Here is a 16,133-nt window from a genome sequence, read left to right on the forward strand (position 1 = left end):
TTAATTCCCCAAATTTTTTATAACTTAATGTAAATTCCATTTAAATTTAAATTAAATCCGTGATAATTTAATTTAAGAAAATAATATTTTCTGTTATTATATTAAGTTTTGTTAATTGATTATAATGAATTTTTTTAAACTAAAGACTATTATTATGAGTTAAATTAGTTTAAAATTATAAGTTAATATTTTTCTGTAAATACTCCTACATTATTTTATGAAATAAAAATTATCATAATTAATCATAATTAATAATTATATTTAAATTTATATTGTTTGTTTATTATTAACTTATCTAATAATAATGTAATATTTAATATAAAATATTCAAAAAAAGTCCTGTTAATTAATTGAGATATTTTTAAAAAAAAGAAAAGTTGATTATAAAAAATAAAATAATTAAAAAAAAAAGTTTAAAATTAGACTATCAAAGAGTCTAAATTGCAACATTTGTTGTAAATCTTAATGCTATACAAACAAGCATTATAATAATTGTTCCTACAATAACTTGATTTGGTGAAAGTGAGAGTCCGAAACTGTCATCATTGAAGTATCTTACAAGACCTGCACCACTTGCTGGTAATGTTTTTTTATCTTTTGCCATTTTTGTATTCTCCCATATTTTTCCATTATTTTAAACTGAAAATTAATCTCTACTTTAAAAAATCATTTAAAAAAGAAAGATTTTATATTATATTACTATTTTCTTTTTTAAATATATTAAATCTTTTTATATAGATGTAATTTCTAGAGTTCTTTATGATGATCTTTTATCATTTTTATTGCACAGAAATCTCCACACATACTACACATTTCATCATCATCAGCTTTCTGACTTTCATAGTATTCTCTTGCTTGTTGTGGATCAACTGAAAGTTCAAATTGCTTGTCCCAGTCGAAATCTTCTCTTGCATGAGCCATGTCTTCTTCACGTTTAATTGCTGATGGTAATCCTTTTGCAACATCTGATACTTGTGCTGCTATTTTTGATGCTATTACTCCTTGTTTTACATGTTCTTTATTTGGAATACATAAGTGTTCTGCTGGAGTTACATAACAGAGGAAGTCTGCACCTGATGCTCCTGCAATTGATGCTCCTATTGCTGCTGTTATATGATCATATCCTGGTGCAATATCTGTTACTAGTGGACCTAGCACATAAAATGGTGCTCCATCACATATTGTTTTTTGTATCTGCATATTTGCTTGTACTTGTGTTATTGGTACATGTCCTGGACCTTCTACCATTACTTGTACTCCTGCATTTTTTGATCTTTTAACAAGACGTCCAAGTGTTGTAAGTTCACGAATTTGTGCTATGTCTGTTGCATCATGTGTACATCCTGGTCTTAGTCCATCACCAAGTGAGAGTGTTACATCATATTCACGGCAGATGTCAAGAAGATAGTCATATTCAGAATATAGTGGATTTTCACACTCGTTATGCATAATCCATGCTGCTGTTAGTGCTCCTCCACGACTTACAATTCCCATTAAACGTTCTGAATCATCCACTGCTTTTACTGAATCTTTTGTAATACCACAGTGTACTGTTATGAAGTCAACACCTTCTTTTGCCTGGTTTTCTATGGTTTTAAATAGTATGTCTGGATCCATATCCACCATTGCTTTTTCATCTTTTAGTGTTACTGCTCCTGCTTCATATAATGGTACTGTTCCTAGTGGTATGTCTGTTTTTGCTCGTATTTTCTGTCTTATTTCATTAAGTTTTGGTCCTGTACTTAGATCCATAACTGCATCTGCACCATATTTTAGTAGTATGTCAAGCTTTTCTAGTTCTCCTTCTACACTTTCTTGTTCTGTTGAAGATCCTATATTTGCATTAATTTTTGTATGAAGATCTTTTCCAACACCTGTTGGTTTTGTATTTGCCACTTCATTTTTTAGTATAACCACTTGTCCACAAGCAACGTTTTTTCGTAGTTTTTCAACGTCAATATTTTCTTTTTCTGCTACATATTCCATTTCAGGTGTGATATTTCCCTTTTTTGCTTGTTCTAGTTGTGTCAAATTTATTATCCCCATTAATAAGTTTTTAAATTCATATAAATTTTTTTATTAAATTTTTTTTTTATTTGTTATATATTATATTAGTATTATTTATTTACTATAATTTTTTATTTTAAAGGATGTGGAATATTTGATTGATCCTGTGGATAATCATTAATACTTAGTTTTTTATTTGTTTTTCTAAGTCTGTTATCAAGAAGTGTGCGTCCATCTTCACTTATTGCATACATTGGTACGTTATTTCCATAGTAGTATGACTTATTTTTTTGTGCATATAATCGTACATATTTTGATGCACATGAGGATATTATATCTGCATATTTAAATGCATCTTTTATTAATTCTTCTGGTGCTGATGTTGTATGTGCTACTAGTATGTATATTTTAACATCATCAGGTAGTTGCATTTGTCTTATTTGTTTTATTAGTGGTGAGGGGAGTATTGTTACTGCTATATTTTTATATCCTAGTTGTACTGCTTTTTTTATTCCTTCAATTGGGTTGAGTGTTGCATTTTCAGGATCTATTACATTTTGCCGTCCTACTTTTTCTATTACTTCATCTATTGGTGTTGTACTTATTAGTGCTGATACTCGTCCTCCTACTCCTTGGATTATATCAGGATCTGTCATTAGTAGTGTTCCTACTCCTTCACATGCACCTACTACCACATCTATTATTCCCATTTCTGTGTTTGTTTTTAGTATTTCTGATATTCCTACACTTAGCATGTCATCTAGTTTTATTTGTCGGTCTTTTGTGCACATTCCAAATTTTTTTATTCTAAATTCTATGTTGTTTTTTATTTCATCTTTTGTTATTTCTTTGATGTTATGATATTTATTAAATATTGGACAGTAGTCTATGTCTGGTTCTTCTACATTTACTACTTTTGAATCTTCTATTGTTACTTTTGCATTTCCTAGTGCTTCAATTACGTGCCTATCTTTCATTTTAATCCAATCCTTCCCTAGTTTTACTATATTATTATATAACTTATGTTGCTATTTTAATAATTTTAGATTGGTTGTGGGTATTTCTTTTTTGAATTTTATATTTTAGTTTAATAAACCATAAAGTATATATATTACTTCAAATATAATTATTACTAAGCAGCCACGCCGGGGTGGCTCAGCTGGTTAGAGCGCACGGCTCATAGGGTATTAAGCAGAGCTCTGACTTTTTCCTGGGATACCGTGAGGTCGCGGGTTCGAATCCCGCCCCCGGCACTTATATTAAAAATAATATAAGTTAAAATCCTAATAAAATGTTTGAAACATTTTATTTTTTCCAGGTTTTTTTTAAAATTCTTTTTTTATTGATAATTACATTTAATTTTAATTTTTATACTTACAAAATTAACAATTGTTATATAATTCTTTTTTTATAAATATAATATATCCCAAAAAAAAATAAATCAACAAGGAGTATGAAATAATATGGAAAATCTATATGAACAAATGATACAAAGACAAACTGAAATATTCACCAAAGAACAACAACAAATCATAAAAACTACACCAGTATGCATAATAGGCTGTGGCGGACTAGGTGGAATGGTAATAGAACAACTTATAAGGACAGGATTTGAAAAACTAACAATAGTAGATGAAGACGTATTTGACAAAACAAACCTAAATCGTCAACTAAGAAGCAACCTTAAAACAATAAACAAATCAAAATCACAAACAACAAAAGAACATGCACTAAATATAAACCCAGATGCACAAATAGATGCATATGACATACACATAACAGAAGATAACATAGATGAAATAATTAAAAACTCCACAATAATAATAGATGCAGTAGATAATGTATACACACGAGTATTAATATCAAGAGCAGCAGAAAAACAACAAAAAACATTCATACACTCAGCAGTAGAATCTACATCAGGACAACTAACAATATTTGACAAAACCACACCAACATATGAACAACTCTTTAAACTAAAATCACAAGATAAACCACTAGATGAGGCAAAAGAATACCTTCTATCAATAAGCTCAAAAAAACCACAAGTACTAGGAACAACACCAGCAATATTTGCAGCACTAGAAGTTAATGAAACAATAAAATACATACTAGATCTTGAAAATCAAATACTAGCACCAGAAGTAATGATGTGGGACATATTTGACATAACATCACTAAGAACAATAGAATTCTAAAAAAAAACAATAAAATAATATATAAATTACTCCCTCTTTAAATATATATTAAAAAAAATAAAGAGGTGGTAGATTGTCATGTTTCATCTAAAACAATATCTTAGTCGTGATTATCTAAAAGAATACTTCAAAGTATCAAAAAAATACCTGCTTGTATCACTTATATTTGCAATTATTATAACAACACTTGGAGCATTAAGTGTTAGTATAGGTGCTTTACCTGATGATATAGCATACCAGTATGATGAAGTAGTTGATGAAGGATATGCTGATGGAAACTATGACTTATATGATGATGCAAGTTATGATGATAAGTATAATATATATGATGATATAGGATATGAGGGAATAAGTAGTGAAGATGTTGAAAACATCCAACCACCTCAAGATAACACATCAGATAATGAAGATAATGATCTTGATGCTCTATCACTTTTTATTCATAACTTCTCAATTGATGCAAGTGTCCTGATAAGTGGACTGTTTTTGTCAATATATGGAATAATGGTTTCAGCTTATAATTATATAATAATAGGTGCAACATTTGCAACAACAGATCCAATATTAATATTATTATTTGTAGTGCCACATGGAATCTTTGAAATACCATCAAGTATATTTGCACTAGCAGGAGCATTAATGCTAACACACTTCACAATTAACATGGCAAAAGCAGCACTATCAAAAAACAATACAATGAAAGATGAATATCATAATAATTCATGCTACCTACTTGAAGCATATATTGTAACATTTATAATATGTTTCATACTACTTGCAGTTGCAGCATTTATTGAAGGAAACATAACAGAACCACTAGGATATCTTGGACTTTTCATGCTGGGAATACTATAAACTTATAATCTAATATCCCCTCCTTTTCTTTTTTTAGTCTCTTTTTTTCACTATTATATCCATTATAGAATATAATAAAGTAATTAAACTATAAACTTTAGATATAATTCTAATAAAAAAGTAGTGGGAGGTGAATATTTTGTCATTTACTGATAAATATTTAAATTTTAATTATTTAAAGTCATATCTTAGCTTTATTAAGAAATATGCAATCTGTTCTATTGTTATACTTATTATTTCATTTATTCTTGGTATCATGTATAGTGGTGATATCAGCTATTTAATGAATATGATAATGGCTGATATGGCAGATTCTATGGAAATATTTGGAATTGCTGGATTTATTGATATTTTTACTCATAATCTTCAAAGTGATCTTATAATGATATTTGGTGGAGTACTTTTTTCAATAATTAGTATATTTGGAATGTTTATTAATGGTGCAATGCTTGGATATGTTGCAACAATTACACCAATTTTTGATTTTCTCTTACTTATAATTCCACATGGTATATTTGAAATTCCATCATGGATACTTTCACTTTCTGCAGCATTTATGATAACAACACTTATTATAAGACTTCTTTCATCACTTGTATCAGATGAAAAAACAATAAAAGATGAAATTAATGATTCAAAAGATTTAATTGAAGCTATTATTGTTAGTATAGTATTAGTTGTTATTCTCTTACTTATTGCAGGATTTATTGAAAACTTTATAACTGGAGCACTTTATCAATTTATAATGTCAATAATATAATGAAAATTTAACCCTCTTTTTTTCTCTTTTTTTTGATTAGTTAGTTTGATTTTATATGAATCTCTAATAACTATTAATTATTTAGAATATTAAAAGAAATAGTATATACTCAAAAAGTAGTGGGTGAAAATAAATTGTCTTTTATTAATAAAGTAAAAAATGAATTAAAACAGTATTTTAAAACATCAAAAAAGTATTTAATTGTAGCATTTATAGTGGCTGTTATAATAGTTATATTAGGATATGTATTTGCAGCTGATTTAAGTGTATTTTTTGATTCAGCAGCTCAGATGGGAGGTGAGTCTGAAACTGTATTTTCAATATTTACAAATAATTTTGCTATAGCTCTTGGAATGATTTTTGGAGGAGCATTACTTTCAATACCTTCATTGTTCTTTTTTGGTAGTTCTTCATTTCTTTTTGTTGGATATTGTATGATGTTGTATGGTCCTGTAATGTTTTGGATAATTGTTGCACCACATGGAATATTTGAAATTTCATCATTTATAATTGCACTTGCTGGTGCACTTATGTTAACACATGTTGAGGTACGTATAATAAAAGCAGCATTAAATAAGGAAAAATCAGATAAAGATGAACTTAATAATTCACATGATTTAATTAAAGCTGTGGGAGTGACTGTTATAATATGTTTTATATTGCTTGCTATTGCAGCATTTATTGAAACTTATATTACTGGTTATTATGCTATAGTTATTTTATCTTTAATGTCGTAATTTTCTCCTCCCTTTTTTTTATTATTTTTTTAATTTGGTTATTTGTGTATTTTTTAGAAATTAGATAATATTTTTGATATTTAATGAAATGTGTTTAGTGATGTTTTTATTAAATTAAGTTTTTTTCTATTTTTTCTATATAAAAAATATTTATTTGTCTATTTTTTTATTATTTTTTTTAGATAAATGTTTAAATATTATTTAATTTCATAGTATTATATATAGAAGGAAATATGGTGTTTACCATTTATTTAAGTTGATAGATGCTATTTTATAGATTATTTGTTTAATTATTCATTTCGGGGTTTATTTTTTTATTTTTCAAAACGTTTATATACTATTAGTTTATAAAATAATCATTAAGTAGGAAAAGGACTTCCGACTAAAATGTGTTTAATTAAAAAAAAGAAAAAATAATCTACAATACAACAAAAATATCTTAGAATAAAAAAGATTATTAGATTAACAAATACCCTCCATATACATTAAAAAAACAATATAACAACAATAAAAAAAATATATAGGTGAAAGATTTATGTCAGAACGTGATGACAGAATAGATGAAATAGTAAAAACAATAGATGAATACGGATCTAAATTTTTAAGATTCCAATTTGTAGACATACACGGAATTCCTAAAAACTTATCAGTATCACTAAATAGACCAGACGATGTAGAAGATGTAATAGAAGACGGATTACTCTTTGACGGATCATCAGTACCTGGATTTGTAGGAATTAACGACAGTGACCTTGCATTAAAACCAGATCTCAGTACATTTTCAACACTTCCATGGAGACCAGATGAAAAAGGTGCATGTAGATTTATCTGTGATGTATACAACATCGATGGAACACCATTTGAAGGAGACCCAAGAGGAGTACTTAAAAAATCACTTAAAAAAGCAGAAGATAGAGGATACCAATTCAACATAGGACCTGAACCAGAATTCTTCCTTATAGAACAAGATGAAAACGGAGAATATGTACCTGCAGATTCAGCAGAATACTTCGATGTAGAACCACTAGATCAAGGTATTGACATAAGAAAAGAAATCGTACTCGGACTTGAAAAATTAAACTTCAACATAGAAGTAAGTCACCACGAAGTAGCACCAGGACAACACGAAATTGACTTCAGATTTGATGATGCACTAAAAACAGCAGACGCTGTAGTAACATTCAAACAAGCAATTAAAGCAATGGTAGATAACCTCGGATGTCAAGTAACATTCATGCCAAAACCATTCTTCGGAATTAATGGTAGTGGAATGCACTGTAACCAAAGTCTATTTAAAGATGGAGAAAACATCTTCTACGACCCAGATACAGAAACACAACTATCACAAGAAGCAATGTACTTCATTGGAGGATTACTTGAACACGCAAAAGCATTATCAGCAATTCTTTCACCAACAATTAACTCATACAAAAGACTTGTACCAGGATATGAAGCACCATGTTACATAGCATACGGACTTAGAAACAGATCAACACTTCTAAGAATCCCAGCATCAAGAGGAGTTGGAACAAGAGTAGAATGCAGATCAGCAGATCCATCATGTAACCCATACCTTGCATTTGCAGCACTTCTTGAAGCAGGACTTGACGGAATGGACAACCAAATTGATCCAGGAGCACCAACAGAATTCAATGCATTTGAATTAACACCAGATGAACTTGCAGAAAAAGGTATTGACACACTACCAACAAGTCTCTGGGAAGCATACCATGCACTTGAAAAAGATGAAGTTGTACAAAATGCACTTGGTGAGTATGTATACAACCAATTCTACAACATAAAAAGAGCAGAATGGGATGACTACAGAATACAAGTATTTGACTACGAACGTGATAAATTCTTAAACATATAAATGTTTAATTAAAACCTAACCCCCCACTATTTTATCTTTTTTTTAAAAACTAAACACATGAACACTTTTTTTGTTAAAAAGGCAAAGTCGTCCTTTAAACTTGTAAATCAAAAAAAATATATGAAAAATATCATAACAAAAAAAATTAGCCCCAAGTAAGGAGGATATGATACTATTTCCATAAAACAAGAAACAGATATGAAAATGATGGAAATCTTACGTATTCTATATAGCAAAAATGAAATTCTAGGTGCAAAAGTAATATCAGAAGAACTTGAAAAAAGAGGATATTCACTAGGAGAAAGAGCTGTAAGATACCATATGCATATCTTAGATGAAAAAGAACTTACCCAAAAAGTAGGATATAAAGGACGTAAAATAACAAAAAAAGGAATTGAAGAACTAAAAGAAGGATTAATCTATGACCAAGTAGATTTTACATTTTCAAGATTTCAAGAGAAAATGTATAATGTATCAATTAATCCACTAACAGGAAAAGGTTCTGTAATTGTAAATATGTCATCAATAGATGATCATGAAGCAATGCAATCAACACTAAATGAAGTCCTAGAAAAGGGATTAGCAGTAAGTGACAGATACAACATAGTAGAACATAATGAAAAAAAATACATAGAAACAGTATGTGGTACAACAATAGATGGAGTATTCCAACAAAAAGGTATTATAACAAAGCCAATATGTGGAGGACTTCTGAAAGTTGAAGATAACACACCAATATCATTTATTGAACAAATATCATATACAAAAACATCACTAACACCACTTGAAGCATTTACAGGAGAAGATACAACATCAGTACTTGATGTAATGAATTCAGGAACAGGAATTATACCTGCAAACTTCAGAATAATACCAGCCGTTATGAAAGATAAGGCAACATCAATTCTCCGGCAACTTGAAAAGATAGGAATTGGTGGAGTAATAAGTATTGGAGATGTTGGAAAACCAGTACTTGGAATACCTGTTCGTGATCAAATGATAGGAATTGTAGTTATTGGAGGTGTTACACCACTATGTGCTGCACAAGAGGAAGGATATGATCTTGATGTGAAAGTTGCAGATTCCTATGCAAATTATGAATCTATGCAATCATCAAATATCTACAATACAAAACTTCCATTTAATGAAATAAATCCTGACATATCAATGGAAGTAGAATTTTTAATGAACAAGATTTATAATTTAATATCTAATGTTTCATTTGATCCTGAAACTCAACAAGGAGATGTTCTTGCAAATACATCATATATTGATAAAAAATATGTTGATGATGCAATTGAAATTATGAATAGTGTTTATAAAAATAAGCCTGAATTTTGTGTTGGAAACAGATATGCTCTAGTTGATGTGCCAAATTCAGATAAAGTTGGTATTGCTACAATTTGTAGTCTTACACTTGATGGAATTCTTACAAACTTTGGTATAAATTCCATACCTAAATATAGTGGTGTTCTAGATATTTATGGTAATAATAAGAGATTTATTGAATTAATATCATATCAGGGTTCATCTCTTGATCCTCATGAAATATTCATTAAAAAGAATATGCAAAATGTTACAGATGCAATTGATGATAATGGTAAAATTCTTGCAAGTGTTCATACAGTACCATATATTGCACGTGAAAAAACCGTATCAATATTTGAAGAACTTGAAAGTACAGGACTTGATGCTCTTTGTATTGGAAAACCTAATGAATACACATACAATGCAAGAATTGAAAAGTATAACTTTGGATATGTCTTATCTGGAGGATTAAATCCTGTTGTTGCAATAAAAGAAAATGGTATACCTGTTGAAGTTAAAACTCTTGAAAGTATTATGAATTATAATGAATTTGAAGAATTATAATTCCCTTATTTACTATTTTTTCCATATTTTACATAACTACCCTTATTTAAACTAATTAAAGTATTAAATTATTTTTTTATATAAAAAAGCTTTTTATATTTTTAGAAATTAATATATTAGTATAAAAAAAAATTTATTTAAATTATATATTCAAAAAAAATATGGAATATATATCAAAAATTTGGTGTAATAATGGTTGTAACAATTTACAAAGATAGATGTAATGGAATAGAAAAATGTCCTGGAAATGGAGTGTGCATAATGGTTTGTGCACTAGATGCTATAGATGATGTTAATGGATATCCTGTAATTAATGAGGCAGCATGTACTTCATGTGAATTATGTATAAGAAACTGCCCAAATGAAGCATTAACATTATAAATAAATTAAAGCCTTTTAATTTAAATTAACCCCCACACATAATTTTTTTATTACTTTTTTTATGAAAATAAACCTAGATTTAACACAACTAAATTAATAATATAAAAAGATTATAATATAAAATTCAACATATAAGTATATATACAAAACGTTAATAATTTTATGGGAATTAAATAAAATGATTTTTGATGATGCATTAAATGACATAATAGAAAATGTAAACAAAACAACACACGGTGTTAAAGATGAAGATGTCACACAAATGACACAAATGATTAGAGAAGTTGAAAATATATTTGTTATGGGATTAGGTCGTTCAGGACTTGTAGCAAAAGCATTTGCTATGCGTTTAATGCACCTTGGATTAAGTGTTGCTGTAGTAGGGGAAACAACAACACCAGCAATAGGACCAAATGATTGTCTTATTGCAATATCAGGATCAGGAGAAACAAGTCACATACTTAGTGCTGTGGCAACATCAAAAGATATAGGATCAAAAATAATAGCAATCACATCCTATACTAATAGTTCTCTTGCAAATGAAGCAGATATCATAATTCAACTTAAAGGAAGAACAAAAATAGATGAAGATAACAACTACACATCCCGTCAAATAAGTGGACTTCACAGCACACTCTCACCAATGGGAACAATATTTGAAATTAGTAGTTTAATCTTCCTTGATTCAATAATTGCACAGCTTATGGAAGATTTACATCAAACAGAAAAAGATCTTAAAGCAAGACATACTGTGCTTGAATAAATATATAAAAAAAATAGTAGGGTAAAGGATTTTATAATTAAATCCTTTTTCTATAAATTTAAACTCCAAAACTAATTTAAAGCTTATTTTATAACTAGAATTGTTTCATTATCATCATATGTATAACATATTTCAATGATATCATCTAGTATATTGTTAATATTAATATCAACAACTTGACTTAGAAGTTCACCTTGAAGTTGTAATGTTAAAATAAGATCACCATCATCATATTCAAAATATAATAGTTTTCCAGGAATAAAAACACGATTATATGTTATTTCAATAAGTGCTCCTTCCCTGAAATTATGATCAATATAGTCTATAACTTCACATTCTTCTAATATAACTTCATCTGCCAAATATATCCACTCCTCTAGTTTTTAATCCAAAGTTGTGCTTTTCCTCGTACTGTTACATCACCCACATAGAGAGTGTATGATCCAATGTGATATTTACCATTAATTAGTGGATTTGCAACTGTCTCTTTTTTAGTAAATCCTTCAAGAATTTCACCAACAGATCCATTAATTACAACAGTACCTTTTTTCATCTGTCCTGCAGGCCATCTGTCAACATCACCATCAATTTGAACATATCCACCCATCATGTGTATTGCAAGAAGCTTTCCACAATTACCTTTTACATAGATTTCACCAGATGACATACATTCAGCAAGTTGCTCTCCAACATCTCCATTAATGATAATTTTTCCACCAGACATTCCTCTCCATTCACCCATATAGGATGCACCACAGAACTCTTTAGTGCTACCATTAACTTCAATAAGTCCACCTTTCATTTCACGTCCAACATAGCTTTCAGCATCACCATTTACTATGATATGTCCACCACTCATTTGTGCTCCAAGATGTAAATCTACACCACTATTTACCTCAATCATACCTTCTGACATGTTAAGTCCTATGTATTTTACACGTTCAAGATTTCCATTCATTATGATTTTACAATCAGATGCACAATTACATTCACCTTCAACTGCAACATCAAAGTATTCACTAAGAGCACACTGCGAATTTCCACGATAAACAATTACATCCCCTATTTCTTTGAGTGTTTTATCATATAATAGCTCTGGTAGAACATTATCAAATTCTAGTGGAATTTGGGAATACTTTATCATAGATAATGTTATAATTTTCATTAAATATCACATCCAGGTTTTACATCTACTCTATTTTCACATTCAAGATAATGATCTGAAACTCCATAGTTTTCATATTTTATTGTATAGAATCTATTAAAGTCAGGTTTTATTCTATTAATTAATTCTTCTTCTTTATCTTCAAGTCCACATACATTAGTCCATACATGTCTACTACCAACAAGTTTTGTAATTTCACCATCCTTTACAAGAATTTCACCATCTTTAATAGTATAAAGACTATTTAGGAGTTTTTCCTCAACAATTGGTGAATTACATTTACGTGTTGCATCAAAATCATTTACATCAATATCATATACTGATATATCAGCTTTAGCACCAACACCAAGATGTCCACGATCAGTAAGACCTAAAATCTTAGCAGGTGATGCACGTGTAATTGTTGCAATTTCATTCCATGAATATTCACGGTCATACTCTGCAAGTGTTGTTCGTCTTGTAGCCCAGCTGTGAACTTCATTATCAAGCATGTCATTAAGTTTTTCATTACTCATAAGCCAGGATATAATTTTTGGATAACGTATAAATGGTCCACCATTAGGTGAATCTGTTGTAAGAACAATCTTCCATGGATCTTTAATACCATATAGGAATTCAAGACCTACAGCCCACTGGAATGCTCCAACAGGAGATCTACTTGAATATATTGTTGGTATAAGACCTGATGCTGTTTCAACTTCAATATCCTTATTTGCCCATTTAAGACCTGTGAGTTTATATAAGTCATACTCCATAGGTGCATCTGCTGTCATTGTTGTTGTTTCATCAAATGTTACCTGTCCAATATCACCTGTAACATGATCATGTTTATTTATATAATCAATAATTTTATCAGCAGCAGATGTTACATCACGCCAGTTTGTTCCATCATATGCATGGAATTGAAGGTGTGTTGAATGCATTACCTGGTTTCTTTCAACATTTGGATTTTTCTTAATATCTTTTATACAATCAAATGTCTTAAGTGTTGTTTCATAATTTCCTGGATGTCCAAGATCGTTTGTATGAACATGTATTGAATGTGGAAGTGCAAGATTTTCATTAGCCATACAAAGAGCACGTATAACTTCACGTCCTGTTACATTCCAGTTATCTTCAGGATCATCTATTCCATGAACATTACGTCCCCATCCCCATGCTTCACTTCCACATGGATTTACAATCTTTACACCGTATCCTTTTGCAAGTTTAAGCCATTTTGATATGAAAAGTGTAAGATCTTCAATATTGTTTTCTTTTACAAACTTAAGCATAAACCAGTTGTTACCAAAGAGTGTTAATGTTGGAATATCAAGATTTGGAATACTGTTAATTTCCTCATGTGCATGTTTTGCCTCAAGTGGTGGAACAGCTGCCTCTGTAACTGTTGTATATCCCATCTTTGTGTATCTGTATCCTATTGTTGGACATGTTGGTAGTGAAAATCCTGCCTCAAATCCTTGAACTTTTCCCTTAACAGGTGGTTTTATTCCACGTCTTATATCTTCTGGACGATAAATTCTTCCAACTGATAACTTTGGACCTGCAATGTGTGAGTGTGCATCAACACCACCTGGCATAACAAGTTTTCCTGTTACATCTATTGTTTTTGCAGATGATGTGACATCCTCTACTATAAATCCATCACGCACATGGATGTCCATCATATCTCCATTGATATTATTTGCTGGATCAAATACTATACCATTTTTTAAAGTATATTCCATAATTAATTACCATCCTCATCTTGTTGTAGTTTTTCATATAATTTTGTTAAAATCCATTCATCTGAATGACAATTTTCTGGCTTTTCAATTACCTTTTTCATATATATTGGTACTGAATCCATACGATATCCTGTTCCTGCAGTTTCAACACCTACTCTTGTACTTGGAAGTACTACATCTGCAATTTCTGTATATGGTCCCCAGTGTGTATCTATCTGTACTGTTGGAATATTAGCTAGGTGTTTTATTGAATGTCCTGGGAATTGTATTACAGGATCTGCTGCAATTGCTGCAAAGAAGTCTACTTCACGACGGTTTAGAAGATCGATTGTTGTTGTCTCTCCTATCATATATCTTGGATATCCTCGTGCAAAGTCTACTCCATATGGATATCCTGTTTCTGTTGTCATTGCTATGTTAAATCCATTAACATTGAAAAATCCACGCATTGGAAGCATTGACCATTTAGAGTATGCATTAAGATCTTCTACTATTTGGATAAGTATATCTATGTTACGTTTCATCTCAGATTGTGTAAGTCCAAGTCCAAAGAACAGTGCTCCATTTTCTGCATTTTTCATAATTTCAGCTAGTTCATAGATTTCTTCACGTTTTATTCCGGCAATTTCTTCAGATTTGATTTCTTTTGATTGTATTGCTACACGAAGTGCATTTAGGAATGCATAATCTTCTCCCATTGCGTAGCTTATTACACGATCTGATACTTTTGCTGTGTTTGTATATTTTGGATCTATTGTTATGATTGTTCTATCATCACGTCCATTTTCTCTGAAAAATCCTTTTGGAAATGCACTGTAGCGTGACAGGTGTCTTGGATGATCATCCATTGGATTTGTTCCAAAGTATATTATTACATCTGAACGATTTTTTACCTCACCTAGTGTCATTACAGGATGTCCAATGTTTTGAAATGCCTGTATTGATGCTCCATGACATATTGTTGACTGGTTATCCATTACTGCTCCTGTTTTTTGTGCAACTTTTATTCCACATTTTATTGCTTCAACTGATGTTTCACCCCATCCATAAAATAGTGGTCTTACACTTTCCTTTAGTAGTGATGCTGCCTTATTTAGTGCTTCATCCCAGCTTACTTCCTTGAGTATTCCTTCCTCATTTCGTATCATTGGATTTAGTAGTCTTTGATCTTCATCATTTATTATTTTACTTGCACCTAAACGACATGCATGTCTTACTGCTACAATTTTTTTATCTTTTAGAAGATATGTTATATCATCACAGTTATTTCCACAGTATGAACATGAACAGTTTCTTATTTCTTCATCATAATCTTCTACTGGTTTTTGTATCATACGCTTTTATTCCCCTTTTTTTATAAATACTGGCTTTTGTCCTAGTGATTTTTCACACTTTCCATATTTATTATATGTTTGACTTATTAAATCTGCAACTAGAAGTACTTCTTTGTCTGTTTTTGTTATTTTTGCATCAATTCCCTTATATGTTGGTATACTACAGCAGTGTGTTTGTGGACTTATTATTATGTTTGCCCATGGTCCTTTTGGTATGAATATCATTCCCTCATGTGGTGCATCGTGTGATTTATCAACAAATACAACTACTTCTCCCCACTGTGTTTTTATTTCTATTTTATCTCGTGGTTTTAATGATAACTTTTCCATGTCACGTAGGTCCATAAATGCTACAGCTGTTGATTGTCTGTATTCATCTTTTAGTGTTGAACCCTTTTTTTCATAAAATGCTTGAATTATACTTGTTCCTGTATTTATTTTAACATCTAATGATTGCATTA

At 30.1% G+C, this 16,133-nt stretch carries 16 protein-coding genes and 1 tRNA gene; 9 read left to right on the plus strand and 8 right to left on the minus strand.

Annotated elements, in window-relative coordinates; genetic code table 11:
- Window positions 1-436: 436 nt before the first annotated feature.
- From MRZ80_RS05500 to MRZ80_RS05510, 3 genes are all read right to left on the minus strand, one after another.
- Window positions 437-604 carry a preprotein translocase subunit Sec61beta gene (locus tag MRZ80_RS05500; RefSeq protein WP_292537037.1) on the minus strand — a complete coding sequence of 56 codons (168 nt, stop codon included), beginning with the start codon at window positions 602-604 and terminating at the stop codon, window positions 437-439.
- 143 nt (window positions 605-747) lie between these two features.
- Entirely contained in the window at window positions 748-2,031 is a 1,284-nt protein-coding gene (gene thiC / locus MRZ80_RS05505; protein WP_292537039.1) for a phosphomethylpyrimidine synthase, read from the minus strand.
- A 107-nt stretch (window positions 2,032-2,138) separates the two neighbouring features.
- Window positions 2,139-2,984: a methanogenesis marker 8 protein gene (locus MRZ80_RS05510; protein ID WP_292537041.1), complete on the minus strand. Its 846-nt coding sequence runs from the start codon at window positions 2,982-2,984 to the stop codon at window positions 2,139-2,141.
- A 167-nt stretch (window positions 2,985-3,151) separates the two neighbouring features.
- On the opposite strand from MRZ80_RS05510, the gene MRZ80_RS05515 reads away from it, so the two are divergent.
- From MRZ80_RS05515 to hxlB, 9 genes are all read left to right on the plus strand, one after another.
- A tRNA-Met gene (locus MRZ80_RS05515) sits at window positions 3,152-3,260 on the plus strand.
- A gap of 210 nt (window positions 3,261-3,470) precedes the next feature.
- A complete protein-coding gene (locus tag MRZ80_RS05520; RefSeq protein ID WP_292537043.1) occupies window positions 3,471-4,205 on the plus strand; it encodes a ThiF family adenylyltransferase in 735 nt (244 codons plus the stop codon).
- A gap of 78 nt (window positions 4,206-4,283) precedes the next feature.
- Entirely contained in the window at window positions 4,284-5,060 is a 777-nt protein-coding gene (locus tag MRZ80_RS05525) for a stage II sporulation protein M (protein WP_292537045.1), read from the plus strand.
- A gap of 139 nt (window positions 5,061-5,199) precedes the next feature.
- Entirely contained in the window at window positions 5,200-5,820 is a 621-nt protein-coding gene (locus MRZ80_RS05530; protein WP_292537047.1) for a stage II sporulation protein M, read from the plus strand.
- Window positions 5,821-5,954: 134 nt separating this feature from the next.
- On the plus strand, window positions 5,955-6,557 hold the full coding sequence (locus MRZ80_RS05535) for a stage II sporulation protein M (protein ID WP_292537049.1): 603 nt from the start codon (window positions 5,955-5,957) through the stop codon (window positions 6,555-6,557).
- Window positions 6,558-7,092: 535 nt separating this feature from the next.
- On the plus strand, window positions 7,093-8,430 hold the full coding sequence (gene glnA / locus MRZ80_RS05540) for a type I glutamate--ammonia ligase (RefSeq protein WP_292537051.1): 1,338 nt from the start codon (window positions 7,093-7,095) through the stop codon (window positions 8,428-8,430).
- 198 nt (window positions 8,431-8,628) lie between these two features.
- Window positions 8,629-10,302, plus strand: coding sequence for a DUF128 domain-containing protein (locus MRZ80_RS05545; protein WP_292537053.1), 1,674 nt, complete (start codon window positions 8,629-8,631; stop codon window positions 10,300-10,302).
- Window positions 10,303-10,494: 192 nt separating this feature from the next.
- Window positions 10,495-10,683 (plus strand): 4Fe-4S binding protein, encoded by a 189-nt coding sequence (locus MRZ80_RS05550; protein ID WP_292537055.1) that lies wholly within the window; start codon window positions 10,495-10,497, stop codon window positions 10,681-10,683.
- A 178-nt stretch (window positions 10,684-10,861) separates the two neighbouring features.
- Window positions 10,862-11,446 (plus strand): 6-phospho-3-hexuloisomerase, encoded by a 585-nt coding sequence (gene hxlB / locus MRZ80_RS05555; RefSeq protein WP_292537057.1) that lies wholly within the window; start codon window positions 10,862-10,864, stop codon window positions 11,444-11,446.
- An 83-nt stretch (window positions 11,447-11,529) separates the two neighbouring features.
- Here the strand turns inward: hxlB and MRZ80_RS05560 are convergent, their stop codons facing one another.
- From MRZ80_RS05560 to MRZ80_RS05580, 5 genes are read right to left on the minus strand one after another with little or no spacing between them, the layout of a single operon-like run.
- Window positions 11,530-11,808 carry a DUF2097 domain-containing protein gene (locus MRZ80_RS05560; RefSeq protein WP_292537058.1) on the minus strand — a complete coding sequence of 93 codons (279 nt, stop codon included), beginning with the start codon at window positions 11,806-11,808 and terminating at the stop codon, window positions 11,530-11,532.
- Between the two features lie 14 nt (window positions 11,809-11,822).
- Complete coding sequence (locus tag MRZ80_RS05565) at window positions 11,823-12,611, minus strand: formylmethanofuran dehydrogenase subunit C (RefSeq protein WP_292537060.1); 789 nt, start codon at window positions 12,609-12,611, stop codon at window positions 11,823-11,825.
- Complete coding sequence (locus tag MRZ80_RS05570) at window positions 12,611-14,341, minus strand: formylmethanofuran dehydrogenase subunit A (RefSeq protein ID WP_292537504.1); 1,731 nt, start codon at window positions 14,339-14,341, stop codon at window positions 12,611-12,613. The genes MRZ80_RS05565 and MRZ80_RS05570 overlap by 1 nt, the downstream gene beginning before the upstream one ends.
- The gene (locus MRZ80_RS05575; RefSeq protein WP_292537062.1) at window positions 14,341-15,672 is read right to left on the minus strand and encodes a formylmethanofuran dehydrogenase subunit B; all 1,332 of its coding nucleotides are present in this window, start codon (window positions 15,670-15,672) and stop codon (window positions 14,341-14,343) included. Before MRZ80_RS05575 ends, MRZ80_RS05570 begins: the two co-directional genes overlap by 1 nt.
- 6 nt (window positions 15,673-15,678) lie before the next feature.
- On the minus strand, window positions 15,679-16,131 hold the full coding sequence (locus MRZ80_RS05580; protein WP_292537064.1) for a molybdopterin dinucleotide binding domain-containing protein: 453 nt from the start codon (window positions 16,129-16,131) through the stop codon (window positions 15,679-15,681).
- Window positions 16,132-16,133: the final 2 nt, after the last annotated feature.

It is taken from the genome of Methanosphaera sp. (genome assembly GCF_022768985.1).
Taxonomy (GTDB): domain Archaea; phylum Methanobacteriota; class Methanobacteria; order Methanobacteriales; family Methanobacteriaceae; genus Methanosphaera.